The sequence below is a fragment of the Pseudomonas sp. NPDC085632 genome (genome assembly GCF_044541255.1).
In the GTDB taxonomy this organism is placed as follows: domain Bacteria; phylum Pseudomonadota; class Gammaproteobacteria; order Pseudomonadales; family Pseudomonadaceae; genus Aquipseudomonas.
In genome coordinates this window covers 442,377-458,155 of the sequence record NZ_JBITSX010000001.1, presented here as the reverse complement: position 1 = coordinate 458,155, position 15,779 = coordinate 442,377, and the positions used below count along the sequence as shown (strand labels likewise).

General features: G+C 58.3%; 13 protein-coding genes. 1 reads left to right on the top strand and 12 read right to left on the bottom strand.

The features are described from left to right. A partial coding sequence (tssI, locus tag ACIF4X_RS01880) for a type VI secretion system tip protein TssI/VgrG (RefSeq protein ID WP_397480700.1) occupies nt 1–974 on the bottom strand: 974 nt, incomplete at its 3' end. Between the two features lie 374 nt (nt 975–1,348). Here tssI and ACIF4X_RS01875 point away from each other — a divergent pair. Beyond that, complete coding sequence (locus ACIF4X_RS01875; protein ID WP_397480699.1) at nt 1,349–2,650, top strand: OprD family porin; 1,302 nt, start codon at nt 1,349–1,351, stop codon at nt 2,648–2,650. A 111-nt stretch (nt 2,651–2,761) separates the two neighbouring features. Here ACIF4X_RS01875 and ACIF4X_RS01870 read toward each other — a convergent pair whose 3' ends face one another. The 11 genes from ACIF4X_RS01870 to ACIF4X_RS01820 all read right to left on the bottom strand — a co-directional run bounded on the left by ACIF4X_RS01870 (nt 2,762) and on the right by ACIF4X_RS01820 (nt 15,723). After that, nucleotides 2,762–3,382 (bottom strand): hypothetical protein, encoded by a 621-nt coding sequence (locus ACIF4X_RS01870; RefSeq protein WP_397480698.1) that lies wholly within the window; start codon nt 3,380–3,382, stop codon nt 2,762–2,764. Nucleotides 3,383–3,427: 45 nt separating this feature from the next. Further along, nucleotides 3,428–4,366 (bottom strand): carbohydrate kinase, encoded by a 939-nt coding sequence (locus ACIF4X_RS01865; protein ID WP_397480697.1) that lies wholly within the window; start codon nt 4,364–4,366, stop codon nt 3,428–3,430. Nucleotides 4,367–4,379: 13 nt separating this feature from the next. After that, entirely contained in the window at nt 4,380–5,876 is a 1,497-nt protein-coding gene (gene xylB / locus ACIF4X_RS01860) for a xylulokinase (protein ID WP_397480696.1), read from the bottom strand. 248 nt (nt 5,877–6,124) lie between these two features. Beyond that, a complete protein-coding gene (locus tag ACIF4X_RS01855) occupies nt 6,125–7,597 on the bottom strand; it encodes a mannitol dehydrogenase family protein (protein ID WP_397480695.1) in 1,473 nt (490 codons plus the stop codon). Between the two features lie 15 nt (nt 7,598–7,612). Further along, complete coding sequence (locus ACIF4X_RS01850) at nt 7,613–8,716, bottom strand: ABC transporter ATP-binding protein (protein WP_397480694.1); 1,104 nt, start codon at nt 8,714–8,716, stop codon at nt 7,613–7,615. 126 nt (nt 8,717–8,842) lie between these two features. Further along, entirely contained in the window at nt 8,843–9,673 is an 831-nt protein-coding gene (locus ACIF4X_RS01845; protein WP_034154211.1) for a carbohydrate ABC transporter permease, read from the bottom strand. 8 nt (nt 9,674–9,681) lie between these two features. Beyond that, nucleotides 9,682–10,608 carry a carbohydrate ABC transporter permease gene (locus ACIF4X_RS01840; protein WP_397480693.1) on the bottom strand — a complete coding sequence of 309 codons (927 nt, stop codon included), beginning with the start codon at nt 10,606–10,608 and terminating at the stop codon, nt 9,682–9,684. A 173-nt stretch (nt 10,609–10,781) separates the two neighbouring features. Then, nucleotides 10,782–12,092: an ABC transporter substrate-binding protein gene (locus tag ACIF4X_RS01835; RefSeq protein ID WP_397480692.1), complete on the bottom strand. Its 1,311-nt coding sequence runs from the start codon at nt 12,090–12,092 to the stop codon at nt 10,782–10,784. Between the two features lie 342 nt (nt 12,093–12,434). Continuing rightward, nucleotides 12,435–13,340 (bottom strand): AraC family transcriptional regulator, encoded by a 906-nt coding sequence (locus tag ACIF4X_RS01830; RefSeq protein ID WP_397480691.1) that lies wholly within the window; start codon nt 13,338–13,340, stop codon nt 12,435–12,437. Nucleotides 13,341–13,407: 67 nt separating this feature from the next. Then, nucleotides 13,408–14,295, bottom strand: coding sequence for a phospholipase (locus ACIF4X_RS01825; protein ID WP_397480690.1), 888 nt, complete (start codon nt 14,293–14,295; stop codon nt 13,408–13,410). Between the two features lie 117 nt (nt 14,296–14,412). After that, on the bottom strand, nt 14,413–15,723 hold the full coding sequence (locus tag ACIF4X_RS01820) for a glycosyltransferase (protein ID WP_397480716.1): 1,311 nt from the start codon (nt 15,721–15,723) through the stop codon (nt 14,413–14,415). Nucleotides 15,724–15,779 lie beyond the last annotated feature (56 nt).

Here is a 15,779-nt window from a genome sequence, read left to right as displayed (position 1 = left end):
ACTTGCGGTTGTTTGCCTTCGTGGAAGACTTCCAGCAGCAGCCACAGGTCGTTCCATTCGGCGCGCGGGTGTTCGGCGAGCGTGAGGAAATGGCCACTGGTCAGCGTCGGTTCGTCACCTTTGCCTTCGGCGAGTTTGTAGTCGCTGCGATGGCGTTCGAGGGCGCGGGTGGAAAGGAACTTGCCGCGCTCGCGGGTGGTGAAACGGCCGGGGTAGTCGTAGTCTTCGAGGTCCGGGGCAAAGGTGCTTTTCGCCGTGCCTTCGGGGAGGATCTGCGGTTTTTCGAAGTCGTAGTCGCGGCGGCTGACGCGGGTGGTGCGGGTTTCCAGACGCAGGTTGAAACGCTTGATCACCGGTTTGTCGGCGGCCATGCCGGAGTCTTGCTGGTAGCTCACCGGTTTTAGCTTGCGGAACACGGTCTGGTCGTCGCCGAACACCAGTTTGTGGCCGCTGCTGCTGTGCTGGAAGTGGAAGTGAATGCCTTCTTCCTCGCACAGGCGCTGGATGAAATGCAGGTCGGATTCGTCGTACTGCACGCAGTAGTCGCGTTCCGGATATTCGGCGTTGAGCTGGAAGCTGTAGGCGTCGGCAAGAATGCCGCGATCTTCCAGCACCTGAGCGATGATCTTCGGCACGGTCAGTTGCTGGAAAATCTGCTGATCGTGGTTGTGCCGCAGGTAGGCCAGTTGTGGCACCAGGCTGAGGCTGTAACGGGTCAGGGTCTTGCCGGAGTCGCCTTGCTCGATGCGATAGACCAGACCGTGGATCTTGCCTTCGCCGGTCGGGCCGAAAGTCAGGACGCCGGGCTTGTGCAGCAGCTCTTCGAGCTTGAGGTCGGGGCGCGCGCTGACGAGTTCGAGGTCGAAACGGAACGGTTGGTTGAGGGCTTCGCGACCGGTGAAGCTGAGGACTTGCAGGTCGGCGTTGGCGCCTTCAAGCGTGAGGGTAATGTGGGTTGCGTTGGCGTCCAGCATGCCTTGAATTCCGTCCGTTGAAAAAGCAGGTGACGGATGATGGAGGATTCAGCGGCCTCGTTCAAGGCACAAAAGCCGTAGGTCTGGCAGGTTTGCGGTATAGGGAAAACCCTTAGGTGAGGTGTTTGGCTCAGTGAAACCGGGCATTTGTTGCGAATTGGCGTTGATTGCCGGCAACTTTTCCCACGACCCAGCGTTGAAGAATCCTCAGTCAGATTCAGACTAAAGTCGCCTGTAGCCCGTCAAAGCCATCTGCCATCATTGCCGCTCACCCCTGCGTGTTCACTTTCTCCTGGTTCAATCTGACCCGGGACGGGAGCTATTTTTCTGGCTTGTTGCGCACTTGCGCAAACGCTGCATTGTTGGAGTTTTTCATGCGTCCCCCATTTCCCCTCATCACCCCGCGCCAGTCGTTTGGCTTCGGAGCCTTTGTGCTGTGCGCAGGTTTTACCGCACAGGTTCAGGCCAGCGGATTCCTTGAAGACACCACGGCGAAAATCGAATCGCGCACGGTGTACTTCAACCGCGATTTCCGTGATGGGCACACCGCGAACGATCAGGGCGCGTCCAAGCGTGAAGAGTCGGCACAGGGCTTTATTCTCAACCTGCAATCGGGCTACACCGAAGGTACCGTGGGTTTTGGTATTGATGCGCTGGGCATGCTCGGCTTTCAACTCGATTCCAGCCCGGACCGCAGCAACAGCGGCTTGCTGCCATCGAGCGGCAACGACCCGCGCGGCTCGAAAGGTCAGTACGCGAAAATGGGCCTGACCGCCAAGGTCAAGGTCTCGGACACGGTGCTGAAGTACGGCGCGCTGCTGCCGGATCTGCCGTTGCTGAAATACAACGACGGACGTTTGCTGCCGACCATGTTCAATGGCGCCATGCTCACCTCTAAAGAGGTGAAAGACCTGACCTTCATGGCCGCGCGCCTGGACAAGTACACCGCGCGGGATTCCACCGATTCGCAAGACATCCGTGTGCACTGCAAGAACAAACGCTACGCGTGCAACACCACCGCCGACCATTTCGACATGTACGGCTTCGACTACAAGATCAACGATCGCCTGACCGCGCAGTATCACTACGCCGAACTGGAAGACATCTATCGTCAGCACTTCGTCGGGCTGTTGGGAAATCAGCCGTTAGCTGGCGGTGTACTTAAAGCGGATCTGCGCGTGCTGAAAAGTGCCGACAGCGGTGATGCCAAGACCGGTTCCATCGATAACCGCGCCTTGAGCGGCATGCTGTCGTATGCGCACAGCGGTCACACGTTCAGCGCCGGTTGGCAGCGCATGAACGGCGACAACTCGATGCCGTACCTCGATGGCAGCAATCCGTATCTGGTCAACTATGTACAGGTCAACGACTTCGCTGCCGCGCAGGAGCGTTCCTGGCAGTTGCGTTATGACTATGACTTCAAGGCCATTGGCATTAATGGTTTGAGTTTCCTGACCCGTTATGTGAACGGTGACCACATCAAGGTGTTGGGCAGTGATCAGGAAGGCAAGGAGTGGGAACGCGACAGCGAGTTGAAGTATGTGATTCAGACGGGCACGTTCAAGGATGTGAGTCTGCGTTTGCGTAATGCGACGTATCGCACCAACTATGAGAAGTTTGCCCGGGATGTGGATGAGACACGGTTGATTGTGAGTTATAGCTTTTCCGTTCTGTAACGGCTCCCAATGTAGGAGCTGCCGCAGGCTGCGATCTTTTGACGTTGATTGTTAAAAACAAGATCAAAATATCGCAGCCTTCGGCAGCTCCTACACGGGACCCCGGAACTACTACAACCAATGCCAGAACCGGCTCCAGAACCCCCGATTCAAATCTTCCTTACACCCGGCATATTGCCGCGCATACACATCCGAGCGGTTCTGCACTTTGCGCGCCGTCGGCATCAGCCAGGCTTTGCTCGCGTAGGTCTTGTTGCGAAAGCCGCCCCAGCCTTCGTGATAGTTGAGGTACTGGTTGTAGGCGTCGTACTTGTACACGCCGTTGATCGAGTAGGTCTTGTCCATGTACCAGCCGACAAAGTCGATGGCGTCGTCGAAGTCTTCGCGATCGGCTCCGCCGCGGCCAGTACTTTTCTGATAGTCGGCCCAGACTTCATCTTTGGCTTGCGCATAACCCGAGGCGGTCGAGACGCGGCCCCACGGGATCACCCACAGCAGGTATTTGCGCGGGGTTTTGGCATCGTAGCGGTAGCCGGATTCCTGATACATGATCGCGAAGGGCACCTGAATCGGCACGCCCCAGCGTTTTTGCGTGACTTGAGCAGCGTCGTACCAGTCGCTTTTTTCGCGGAAGATTTCGCAGATGTCTTCCGGCGAGCGGGGCGGCGAGGTGCCGCACCCGCTCAGTAGCGTTGCCAGTGTCAGTAGTCCAAGCGTCTGCCTGTAATTCAAAAGCGGTTATCCCGTCGTGCGCAAAAAGGCCGACAGTCTACGCGCTCAGCTCAATTGATGACGATAGGGCAGATCCGGGCCGGTCTTGCTGCAGGTCAGCGCGGCGGCTTGCACGGCGAACCTGAGCATGGCGTCGATCTGCTCGCGAGCGAGTTGCTGCACGCCTTCGACCGAATCCAGACCGTGCTCGGTCAGCCAAGTGATCAACGCGGCCTGGAAGGTGTCGCCCGCGCCAACGGTGTCGGCGATCTTTACCGAGGCGGCCGGGACTGACCATGTGCCGTGTTGGCGGCTGAACACTGTAGCGCCATCGCCGCCACGGGTGAGGAAGACGATCTGGCAGCGATGTTCAAGCCAGCCCTCGATCACGCGTTGCGGGTCCTGTTCGGGGTAGAGCAGGCTCAAGTCTTCGTCACTGACCTTGATCAGATCGGCCAGTGGCACCAGCGTCGCGATGCGCTCGCGCCACAGGTCGATGTTCGGCTCGGGATTGAGGCGCACGTTCGGGTCGAGGGTGATCAGGCGTTTACCGCTTTCGCGCTGTACCAATGTCAGCAAGGTGTCGCCGATCGGCTGCACCACCAGCGAGAACGAGCCAATGTGCAAGCCGCGCACTTCAGGACCCAGCGCCGGCAGATGCGCCAGACTCAACTGCCGGTCCGCGCAGCCTTCACCACGAAAGCTGTAGTGCGGCGAGCCATTGGCGCCGACGGCGACCATGGCCAACGTGGTCGGCGCGGCGAAGTCCACCAGATAGTCCGGGCACACACCTTCATCCCGCAGCACTTGCTGCAAGCGGCGGCCGAGGTAGTCGGTGGACAGCCCGCCAAACAAGGCTGAATCCACGCCTAACCGGCGCAAACCCACGGCGACGTTGAACGGCGAGCCGCCGGCAATCGCCTTGAAGTTCACTTTCGAGGCCAGACCACTGGCGTCGTCTTCACTGAAAAAATCGAACAGGGCTTCGCCACACACCAAATACATAATTGTTTGCTCTTTATAGGGTTGCGACATGCTGTTGATAGCGTTCATAGGCCTGCTGAAACGCCGCGACGTTGGCGGCGATCGGCAGGGTTTCACTGCTTGAATCGAGTTTCACGCAGCGCTCGCATAGATCGGCGAGGCTGTCCTCGTGGCCGTTCGACCAGGATTTGCACCACGCCGTTTGAATCGCTGCGCCCAAGGCTGCGGCTTCACTTTGTTCGGTGCAGATCACCGGGGTGTTCATGATGTCGGCAACGATCTGCCGCCACACCGCGCTTTTCGAACCGCCGCCGATCAGGCAAATGCTGCGGCTTTGTAAACCATTGTGGCGGAGCAAATCCAGCCCGTAACGCAAACCGAAGGTGGTGCCTTCGACGGCGGCGCGGCACAGATTGGCCTGGGTGAGGTTATCCAGGGTCAAGCCGTGCAGACTGCCGGTGACATGGGGCAGGGCGGGGACGCGTTCGCCGTTGAGAAACGGCAGCATGCTCACGCCGTCGGCGCCGATGGGAGCCTCGGCGATGAGGTCGTTGAACTGCTGCAGATCGAGGTTGAACAACTCGCGAATCGCGCCGGTGGCGTTGGTCAGGTTCATGGTGCAGATCAGCGGCAACCATCCGCCGCTGGACGAGCAGAACGTCGCGACCGAGGCGTCCGGGCTGACTTTCGGCACCTCGGAATAGGCGTACACCGTGCCAGAGGAACCGAGGCTCATGGTGATCGCGCCGGGCTGAATATTGCCGGTGCCGATGGCGCCCATCATGTTGTCGCCGCCGCCGCTCGATACCAACGCTTCGGGGTTGATGCCGAGGTGTTCGGCAATCGCCGGGAGGATTGTGCCGACAGATTGATGTGCATCGATCAGCTCAGGCAATGCGGCTTGCAGGCGTCCGCTGGCGTCGATGTCGCGCAGCAGTTGCAAGTCCCATTGGCGGGTGCGCACGTTGAAATAGCCGGTGCCGGAAGCGTCGCCGTATTCGCTGCAGGCGCGGCCGGTGAGCCAGAAGTTCAGGTAGTCGTGGGGTAATAGAATGCGTGCGATGCGCGAAAAGACCACGGGGTGCTGCTCTTTGGTCCAGAGCAGTTTCGACACGGTGTAGCCCGGCGCGATGACTACGCCGAGGCGCTCCAGCGAGCCTTTTTCACCGCCCAGATGAGTGAGCAGGCGGTCGTTTTCGGCGCTGGTTTCAGTGTCGCACCAGAGCTTGGCCGGGCGCAGGACTTCGCCTTGATCATCGAGCAGGACCAGGCCGTGTTGCTGGCCGGATACGCCAATGCCGAGGATTGACTGGCCATCGACATTCGCTGCCAGCAATGCCTGGCGGGTGGCGAGAGTGAAGGCTTCCAGCCATTGTTGGGTGTCTTGCTCGCGGCGACCGTTGGCGCCGCTGATCATCGTGTGGGCGGCGGCGCCTTGGCCGAGGACTTGACCGCTGGCGGCGTCGAGGATGATGGCTTTGGTGCCTTGGGTGCCGCAGTCGATGCCTAGGAACAGTTGTTGTGTTGTCATGTGTGAACCCGTTGGGTTGCGGTGAAGATCAAGAGCTTACCCCCTCACCCCAGCCCTCTCCCCCAAGGGGGCGAGGGGGAAAGGGAGCCGATCGGGGGATGTTCAAAACCTGAGTTCGACTGCGGTTATCGAAATCAGGGGTTGTTCAAATCCTGAGTTCGACTCCGGACGTTCAGGTCGATGTATTCCGAAAGAACAACTCGGTCAGTTCCCTCTCCCTCCGGGAGAGGGCTAGGGTGAGGGGCTTTTCAGGCAAGAATCCGCTCCAGAGTCCGCGTCACACCCTCTTCACGCAAACTGTTACAGCACCACTCAAACGCCGCGACAAACTCCGCCGAACGCGGTATCGCCGTGCCGAAAACCTCCTCAACCGCCAACAACCGCTGGGTCATTAAAGCATCGTCCGCCACCAATGCTTGAAAAAACGCCGCGCGTGGATCAGGAATCGAATAGGTATCACCATTCTCATCCACCCCCTTCAAATACAACGCCCACGCCGCCACCACCAACGCCGCACGCTTGGTCTCCTGCCCATCAGCAATCAACCTGTTGATCGTCGGAATGGTGAACTTGGGAAACTTCGACGAGCCGTCCGAACACACCCGCTCCAGCTGATCGGCAATCGCCTGATTGGAGAAGCGCGCAACCAGTGTGTCCTTGTAATCCCGCAGATCAATGCCTGGCACCGGCGCCAGTTGCGGTGTCACGTCCAGGTCCATATAAGCACGCATATAGCGCACGAACAGCGGGTCATTCATGGTTTCGTGAACAAACCGATAACCCTTCAAAAAGCCCAGATACGTCAGCGCCAAATGGCTGCCATTGAGCAGTTTGATCTTCATCTCTTCATACGGCGAAACATCGTCGGTGAACTGCACGCCGACCTTTTCCCAGGCCGGGCGACCGTTGACGAATTTGTCTTCCAGCACCCACTGCACAAACGGTTCGCAGACCACCGGCCAGGCGTCGTCGACGTCGTGTTTGTCGGCCAGTTGCAAGCGATGCGCGGTGCTGGTCATCGGTGTGATGCGGTCGACCATGGCGTTGGGGAAACTGACGTTGGCGTCGATCCAGCTGCACAAATTGCTGTTACGCAGCGTGGCAAACGCCAGCAGCGCCTTGCGCGTCACGGCGCCGTTGTGCGGCAGGTTATCGCAAGACATCACGGTAAACGCCGGGATGCCCGCCGCCCGGCGTTTTTCCAGGGCTGCGCACAAGAAGCCGAACACGGTTTTCGGGTCCTCTGGGTGGGCCAGATCATGCTGAATCTGTGGCAGGTGCGCCATGAATTCGCCGTTGCTGTCGTCAATGCAATAACCGCCCTCGGTGATGGTCAGCGAGACGATGCGGATCTGTGGGTCGGCGAGTTTATCGATCAACGCCTGAGCGCCGTCCTCGGCCAGCAGCATGTCGCGGATCGCACCAATCACGCGCACTTCGGTGTCGTCGCTGTCACCCAGTTCGAACAGAGTGAACAGGTAATCCTGCTCCTTGAGATCGTCGCGGGCGCGGCGGTCTTCAGCGCGCAGGCCGACGCCGCAAATCGCCCAGTCGAGGGCTTCGCCGGTGTTCATCAGCGCATCGGTGTAATACGCCTGATGCGCGCGGTGAAAGCCGCCGACGCCAATGTGGGCGATGCCTTGGCGGGTATCGCTGAGGCTGTAGGCCGGCAGTTGTACTTCGCTGGCCAGACGATGGAGATTTTGTTGATTGAGTTTCATCGGGAGTTCTCGAAATCAGGCCGCAGCGCGCAGCGGGCGGGTTAACGCGACACCTTCGGCATCGAATAAATGGCAGTGCACCGGGTCGAGGTGCAGGCTCAGTTGTTCGCCGTAACGGCTGGCCAGATCACCGCGTACGCGCATGGTCAGCGCTTCGCCGGCGTTGGTGGTGACGTGGCAGAAGGTGTCGCTGCCCAAGCGTTCACTAACGTCGGCGGTGACTTGCAGGGTGCAGTCGCCCGCTTGCGCCAGTTCCAGATGTTCCGGGCGAATGCCAAGGGTTACGGCGCTGCCGACACTCAGGTTCGCGGCGTTGAACGGCAGGGTGATGCGCGTGCCAGCGTCCAGTGACACTTCGCAGCTCTGGCCATCGACGCGGGCGATCTTGCCCTTGAGGAAACCCATTTTCGGTGTGCCAAGGAAACCGGCGACGAACAGGTTGGCCGGCTGGTGATACAGATCCAGCGGTGAGCCGACCTGTTCGATCTTGCCGCCATTGAGCACTACGACTTTGTCGGCCATGGTCATTGCTTCGACCTGATCGTGGGTCACGTAAATCATCGTCGCTTGCAGGTCCTTGTGCAGGCGCAGCAACTCCAGACGCATCTGCACGCGCAGCGCGGCGTCGAGGTTGGACAGCGGTTCGTCGAACAGGAAGATTTTCGGGTTGCGCACGATGGCGCGGCCAATCGCTACACGCTGGCGCTGACCGCCGGAGAGCTGTTTTGGCTTGCGCTCAAGCATCGGGCCGAGCTCGAGGATGCGCGCTGCCTCGCCGACTTTCTTCTCGACTTCGGCTTTCGGCACGCCGGCCAGATCGAGGGCGAACGACATGTTTTTCTTCACGGTCATGTGCGGGTACAGCGCGTAGGTCTGGAACACCATCGCCAGATCGCGTTTGGCCGGGCTGACTTCGGTGATGTCGCGACCATCGAGTTCGATGGTGCCGTCGCTGACTTCTTCGAGGCCCGCGATCAGGCGCAACAGGGTGGATTTGCCGCAGCCCGACGGGCCGACGAAGACCACGAATTCCTTGTCGTTCACCTCAAGGTCGATGCCTTTGATGATGGAAAAGCCTTCGAAGCCTTTTTGCAGATTCTTGATTTTCAGGTTGGCCATGATGATGGGCCTCCGCATTGTTGTTTTTTTAAGATCAAAAGATCGCAGCCTGCGGCAGCTCCTACAGGGGGACGGCATGCTTTATGTAAGAGCTGCCAAAGGCTGCGATCTTTTGCTTTTCAATCTTCATTTCACGGCGCCGAACGAGAGGCCGCGCACCAGTTGCTTCTGGCTGATCCAGCCGAAGATCAGAATCGGCGCACACGCCAGGGTCGAGACCGCCGACAACTTGGCCCAGAACAAGCCTTCGGGGCTCGAATACGAGGCGATCAACGCGGTCAGTGGCGCCGCTTTCGACGAGGTCAGGTTCAGCGACCAGAACGCTTCGTTCCAGCACAGGATCAGCGACAGCAACACGGTCGAGGCGAGGCCACCCTTGGCGATCGGCAGCAGCACGCGAACCATTTCCTGCCACAGCGTGGCGCCATCGAGGCGAGCGGCTTCGAGGATGTCTTTGGGGATGTCCTTGAAGTAGGTGTAAACCATCCAGACCACGATCGGCAGGTTGATCAACGTGTAGATCACGATCAGTGCGATGCGCGTGTCGAGCAGGCCGAAACTCTTCGCCAGCAGGTAGATCGGCATCAGCACGCCCACCGGTGGCAGCATCTTGGTCGAGAGCATCCACAGCAGCGTGCCTTTGGTGCGCTGGGTTTCGTAGAACGCCATCGAGTAGGCGGCGGGCACCGCGATCAACAGGCACAAAGCTGTGGCACTGAAGGAAATCACCACCGAGTTCCAGGCGAAGCTGAAGTAGTCGCTGCGCTCGTTGATGTGCAGGTAGTTCTCCAGCGTCGGTGTGAAGATGAACTGCGGCGGCGTGGCAAATGCATCGATTTCGGTTTTGAAACTGGTCATCACCATCCAGAAAATCGGGAAGAAAATCACGATCGCGATGGCCCAGGCCAGGGTGCCGAGCAGCAGGCTTTGCAGCCGGCGGGATTGTTGGAGAGTCATGGCAGGCCTCAGGCTTTGTCAGTCAGGTTTTTGCCGATCATCCGCACCAGAATGATCGCGGCGATGTTGGCGATGACCACGGCAATCAAGCCGCCCGCCGAAGCCATGCCGACGTCGAACTGCACCAGCGCCTGGTTGTAGATCAGGTAGGCGAGGTTGGTCGAGGCGTAGCCGGGGCCGCCGTTGGTGGTGGTGAAAATCTCGGCGAACACCGACAGCAGGAAGATCGTCTCGATCATCACCACCACGGCAATCGGACGCGCCAGATGCGGCAGGGTCAGGTGCCAGAAGATCGCGATCGGGCCTGCACCGTCGAGGCGCGCCGCTTCTTTTTGTTCCTGGTCGAGGGACTGCATGGCGGTCATCAGAATCAGGATCGCGAAGGGCAGCCATTGCCACGAGACAATGATGATGATCGACAGCAACGGATAGTGGGCGAGCCAGTCCACCGGTTGCGCGCCGAACAGTTTCCAGACGTAGGCGAGAATCCCCGAGACCGGATGGAAGATCAGGTTCTTCCAGATCAATGCGCCGACCGTGGGCATGATGAAGAACGGCGAAATCAGCATGACCCGGACGATGCCGCGCCCGAGAAACTCACTGGCCTCCAGCAAGGCACTGATCAACACGCCAAGGACCACGCTGATCAGCAACACGCTACCGACCAGCAACAGCGTGTTGGTCGCGCCGGGCATGAAGCCTGAGTCGGTCAGAAAGTAAGTGAAGTTTTCCAGCCCGACGAATTCGTTTTCACCGGGGTAGAGCAGGTTGTAGCGGATCATCGAAAAGTAGATGGTCATGCCCAGCGGCACGATCATCCACAGCAGCAACAGGGCCACCGAAGGGCTGACCAGAAACCAGCCGGGGTTGCGTACGCGGACTTTGCGCGCAGGTTGCGACAAGTCGAGGAGGGCTTTGGCAGTTGAAGTATTCATGGCGATCACAACCCATTGGGTGCAGAAACATGTTCAGGAAAGACAACATTCCTGACATCGGCGCGGACCCTGTGGGAGCTGGCTTGCCAGCGATAGCGATAGTTCAGCCGACAGCAATGTCGAAGGTGCCGGCCTCATCGCTGGCAAGCCAGCTCCCACAGGTTTAGAGGCGGTTACTTGGGATAACCGGCGCGCTTCATCTCGCGTTCAGTGGTTTGCTGCGCGGCAGCCAAAGCTTGATCCACGGTGGTCTGGCCGATCAGCGCCGCCGAGAACAGCTTGCCGACCTGCGTACCCACGGCCTGGAACTCAGGAATGGTCACCAGTTGAATTCCAATGTACGGCACCGGTTTCAGCGTCGGTTTGCTCGGGTCAGCCGCTTTCAACGATTCCAGGGTGACCTTGGCGAACGGCGCCGCGCTCATGTAGGCGTCGCTGTAGGTCGAGGCGCGAGTACCCGGCGGTACGTTGGCGATGCCGTCAGTTTTGGCCACCAGCTCGCCGTACTCTTTGGAGGTTGCCCAGGCGCTGAATTCCTTGGCGGCGTCTTTGGCTTTGGAACTGGTCGGAATCGCCAGTGCCCACGAGTACAGCCAGGCCGAACCTTTGTCAGTCACCTGATGCGGGGCGAAGGTGAAGCCGACGTGATCGGCGACTTTGCTCTGAGTCTTGTCGGTGACGAACGAGCCGGCGACGCTGGCATCGACCCACATTGCGCATTTGCCGCTGTTGAACAGTGCGAGGTTTTCGTTGAAACCGTTGCTGGAGGCACCCGGCGGCCCGGATTTCTTCATGGTGTCGACGTAGAAGTTCAGCGCGTTTTTCCACTCAGGCCCGCTGAATTCCGGTTTCCACTGCTCATCGAACCAGCGCGCGCCGTAAGCATTGGCGACGGTGGTGATCAGCGCCATGTTTTCGCCCCAGCCAGCCTTGCCGCGCAGGCAGATGCCGTATTGCTCTTTGTCTTTGTGGGTGAGTTTTTCGGCGAACCCGGCGATCTGCTCCCAAGTCGGCCGTTCCGGCATGGTCAGGCCGGCATCCTTGAACAGGTCGGTGCGGTAATAAGTGATCGAGCTTTCCGCGTAGAACGGCAGGGCGTACAGCGAACCCTTGACTGACAGGCCTTCACGCACCGACGGGAATACGTCGTCGAGGGCGTAACGGGCCGGCAGATCCTTCATCGGTTCCAGCCAGCCCTTGGCGCCCCACAGTGCCGCTTCGTACATGCCGATGGTCAACACGTCGAACTGACCGCCCTGAGTGGCGATGTCGGTGGTCAGGCGTTGGCGCAGGACGTTTTCTTCGAGCACCACCCAATTGAGCTTGATGTCCGGATGCTCGGTCTCGAAGGTTTTCGAGAGCTTTTGCATGCGGATCATGTCGCTGTTGTTGACGGTGGCGATGGTCAGGGTCTGGGCGCCAAGGCTGACGCTGCTGAGGGTCATGCAGGTGAGGGCAAGCAGAGCTTTTGCAGTGGGTTGCATCGTGCACTCCTTTTCTGCACCCGGTGCGAGGCAGAAGGACAGTTATTGTTTTTGTGTCTTCCTGTGCAGGAAGAATGTGCACTGATTACAGCCTTCAATCGCAGGGCTGACAAATCATCCCTAGCACTTTTATCGATACTTTTTTGCACTGGTGTTTGACGGCGAAAACGCAAGGAAGGGGTTTTCAGCGGTGCTTGGCTTTCGGTTGCGTATTGGTTTCAGCAGCAAATGCGCAAACCTGTGGGAGCTGGCTTGCCAGCGATAGCGGTGGGGCAGTCAATGAAGATGTCGGCAGTGAGGGCCGCATCGCTGGCAAGCCAGCTCCCACATTAGTCCGGAGTGTCAGTGGTGGTTCTGTTCAGTCAGGCGCTGCACCGCGAGCCTCCGGTAGTGCGACGGCGTCATGCCCTTGAGCTGCTGAAAGCGCCGATTGAAATTGGAAATATTGTTGAAGCCCGATTCGAAACACACCTCGGTCACCGGTTTGTCGCCATCGGCCAGCAGTTCGCAGGATTTGCTGATACGCAAGCGGTTGACGAACTCGATGAAATTGCGCCCGGTGGCCTGTTTGAACACCCGGCTGAAATAGGTCGGCGTCATGCCCAGGTGCTCGGCGACTTCCTCCAGTGAAATATCGCGGGCGTAGTGGCTGAAGATGTAGTCGACGGCCCGGTTGGTGCGATCGATATTGTGCTCGTCGGCCAGTTGCGGGGTGGTGGCGCCAGACAACAACTGGAAATCATCACTGGCCGCCAGCAGCTCCATCAGGATGAAAAAGTGCCCGAGGCGGGTGATGCCCTGGCTGTCGGCGATGCGCTGCATCAGCGTCATGGCCTGGCGAATGGTGCGCTTGCAGCGGAACTCGATGCCGTACTGCGCACGTTCCAGCAGGGGCGCCAGGGTCTTCAGTTCGGCAAACACCTGGTGGCCACTCTCGAACAACTCGTCGGTGAAGTTGACCAGCATGTCGCGCTTTTCAACGACCTCGTCCTCGGCCACCTGGCTGATCCAGTTGTGCGGCAGGTTGGGGCCGGTGAGGAACAGGGTTTCGGGATAAAAGTTGCCGATGTAGTCGCCGATGAACACCTTGCCGGAGCTGGCGACGATCAGGTGCAGTTCGTATTCCTTGTGAAAATGCCAGCGCACCAGCGGGCACGGAAAACCGTGCTGGCGGTAGATGATGGACAAGCCGTTATGGTCATCCATCAACTCGTACGAGGGGTCGGTCACGCGGGCGGTTCGGGTCATGGCGAGCTACTTTTTTATTATCGCCTGCCGATCATGCCTCGTTTTCCGTGGCTTGCGCCAGCTTCACTCAAACGGCCTGAGCGTCGACAGTGCTTCGCGACTTTTCGATGGCTTTTTCCAGATTGACCTTTTGGCAGAAAAGCACAATGTCCGAATTTTTAATAAAGTCGAAATTGATGATGTTGCACTTTTTTGCCCAATCCGATCTGGCCGGGTCAAACCAGTCGTCGAGTTCATCCAGAATTCGCTGTGGGCCACCAATCGAAAAACTGGTTGCCGACAGCGACCACGGGCGAAGTGTGCTGGTGGGTGTACTCAGTACTTCTTTGATGTAACTCTGCAGATCAAGAGAACTGACAAGCTGCTTACCGATCCACTTGTGGAGGATTTTTCCATAAATACGGTAGTCCTGAGTGTCCCAGGTCATGGGGGCTGCCACCATGATCCGTTGCAACGGGCTGATCGCTTTGAGTTGGCCGAGCGTCAGGTGCAGATTGCGGGTCGGGATCATTCGTTCGCCCAAGTGTTCCAGGATCAACGCCAGAAACTCCGAATGATCGAATGCGTCCTTGCCGCTGCCCAATTCATGAAAGTCCAGAATGATGAATTCATTGATGTTTCTTTCATAAAAAGCTTTTACATCACGCACAAGATCTTCAAACGTACGGGAAGAAAGGTAACCGTTGTGGTGGAAGCGGAACTTTGCCAGTCCTTGCGCTTTATTATCGTAAGTCAGGCGTACGTCGAGTGCTCGAGCACCACGATTCAGTTGTGAATAAAATGATACATCCTGGCAGGCGAGCCAGTTTTTGCCTGGTATAAGTGCATACCCCGCTTGCCAGTCACAGCCAGCATTATGGGCGCCCGGCAAACTCAGTTCGAAAAGCGACAAGTTGTCGATTTGTGGTGAGTCAGTCATCCATTGGTAAGTCTGGAAGTTATCAAGATTATTCATGTTGTACATCCTGCGGTTGAAAATTAAAGTTATTGGAGTTGCGCGCAGGATGTTTATAGCGGGTGTCGGGTTGTCCGCAAAGTTGGCTTTTAATGCAAGTCGTGTAGAAGGGTTTGGTTATATGTCTGGTATTTGCTGGGCGTGTCGGTTTTTAACTTCGATCCATTGAGCCATGTATTGAGTGCTTTTGTGCGAGTGATGACGAAGCATGCTGCCAATGAAGTTTTTGGCTCTGAGGTTTTGTAAGTCTTGTTGGCAATAACGCAGTTTTTCTATCAATGCCAAACCATGTACTGACTGTGAGTAGCGTTGACTCAGCAGCGTATATCCCGCCAGACGCGCCTCCTGCCAACGCGTCTCCTCCTGGTAAAGCGCAACGGCATTGTTGGCGAACTCGACTGCGCTGCTCGTCACAAAGCCCGGCCAGGTCTGATCGCCGTGCATGCCTTCGGCGCCAACCGGTGTGGTGACGCTGGGGGTGCCGCACAGCATGGCATCGACCAGTTTCCCCTTGATCCCGGCCCCAAAGCGCAAAGGTGCCAGGCACACTCGCGCGGCAGACATGACCTGCAACGCATCTTCGGCCCAGTTCATGATGTGGAAACCTTCGCTGGCGTTATGCAGCGCCGTGGCTTTCGGCGGCGTGTAGGCGCCGTAGATGTGCAGTTGTGCCCGGGGCAATTGTTGGCGAATCAGCGGCCAGATCGTGGTTTTCATCCATAGCACGGCATCCCAGTTAGGCGCATGACGGAAGTTGCCGATGCTCAAGAAGTTTGCCCTGTCTGCAAATGTGCCAGGTGCGGGCGCAGGCGGATCGATCATTAACGGACACCAGTGCAGCAACTGCTGAGGCAGGCCGAACTGTTCGATCAACAATTGAATTTCCACTTCGGAGATCATCAGGTTCAGATCGCATCGAAACAGCGCGGCAATTTCGCGTTTGGCCAGATCGGTTTCGGCCATCAGTTCGAACTCGTCGCGCAGGGCGGGGGCAAAAACATCACTGAAATCATTCTGGTCCGGATTGACCTTGAGGCGAGACTTGAGTCGCTGATGACGCGCATGCCGCAGACTTTGCAAGTCGGACGTTTCCAGTACGCGCAGGGCCTGAGGGCAGTGTTTTTCAACGCGCCAGCCGAACTGCTCCTCCATCATGAACTGGTCGAACAAAACGATGTCCGGGGCCAGTTCGCTGATGAAGTGATCAAAGCTGCTGTTGTTGAGTTCGATAGCGACTTCGCGGATGCCGAGTGCGGCAAGATCCGCCTTGTGCTCGCCTGGGCCGGCCGGGCTACTGAAAGTAATTTCCCAGCCTTGTTGAAGGAATGTTTCGAGGATCTGCATGACGTGCCCGCTCGCCGCTGAGGAGCGCGGCTCTGGCCAGACGTATCCGATGACCAGGACTTTGGTGGCGGCGGGTTGAATCATGGACAACATTCCTTCACAGCGACGAGGGGTAAAAAAGGGCGCAATTAAACCACAGG

Bases quoted from the DNA above. Each gene is read 5' to 3' on its own strand.
- ACIF4X_RS01875 (WP_397480699.1), top strand. From the start codon at position 1,349: ATGCGTCCCCCATTTCCCCTCATCACCCCGCGCCAGTCGTTTGGCTTC.
- ACIF4X_RS01865 (WP_397480697.1), bottom strand. From the start codon at position 4,366: ATGTATTTGGTGTGTGGCGAAGCCCTGTTCGATTTTTTCAGTGAAGAC.
- xylB (WP_397480696.1), bottom strand. From the start codon at position 5,876: ATGACAACACAACAACTGTTCCTAGGCATCGACTGCGGCACCCAAGGC.
- ACIF4X_RS01855 (WP_397480695.1), bottom strand. From the start codon at position 7,597: ATGAAACTCAATCAACAAAATCTCCATCGTCTGGCCAGCGAAGTACAA.
- ACIF4X_RS01850 (WP_397480694.1), bottom strand. From the start codon at position 8,716: ATGGCCAACCTGAAAATCAAGAATCTGCAAAAAGGCTTCGAAGGCTTT.
- ACIF4X_RS01845 (WP_034154211.1), bottom strand. From the start codon at position 9,673: ATGACTCTCCAACAATCCCGCCGGCTGCAAAGCCTGCTGCTCGGCACC.
- ACIF4X_RS01840 (WP_397480693.1), bottom strand. From the start codon at position 10,608: ATGAATACTTCAACTGCCAAAGCCCTCCTCGACTTGTCGCAACCTGCG.
- ACIF4X_RS01835 (WP_397480692.1), bottom strand. From the start codon at position 12,092: ATGCAACCCACTGCAAAAGCTCTGCTTGCCCTCACCTGCATGACCCTC.
- ACIF4X_RS01830 (WP_397480691.1), bottom strand. From the start codon at position 13,340: ATGACCCGAACCGCCCGCGTGACCGACCCCTCGTACGAGTTGATGGAT.
- ACIF4X_RS01825 (WP_397480690.1), bottom strand. From the start codon at position 14,295: ATGAATAATCTTGATAACTTCCAGACTTACCAATGGATGACTGACTCA.
- ACIF4X_RS01820 (WP_397480716.1), bottom strand. From the start codon at position 15,723: ATGATTCAACCCGCCGCCACCAAAGTCCTGGTCATCGGATACGTCTGG.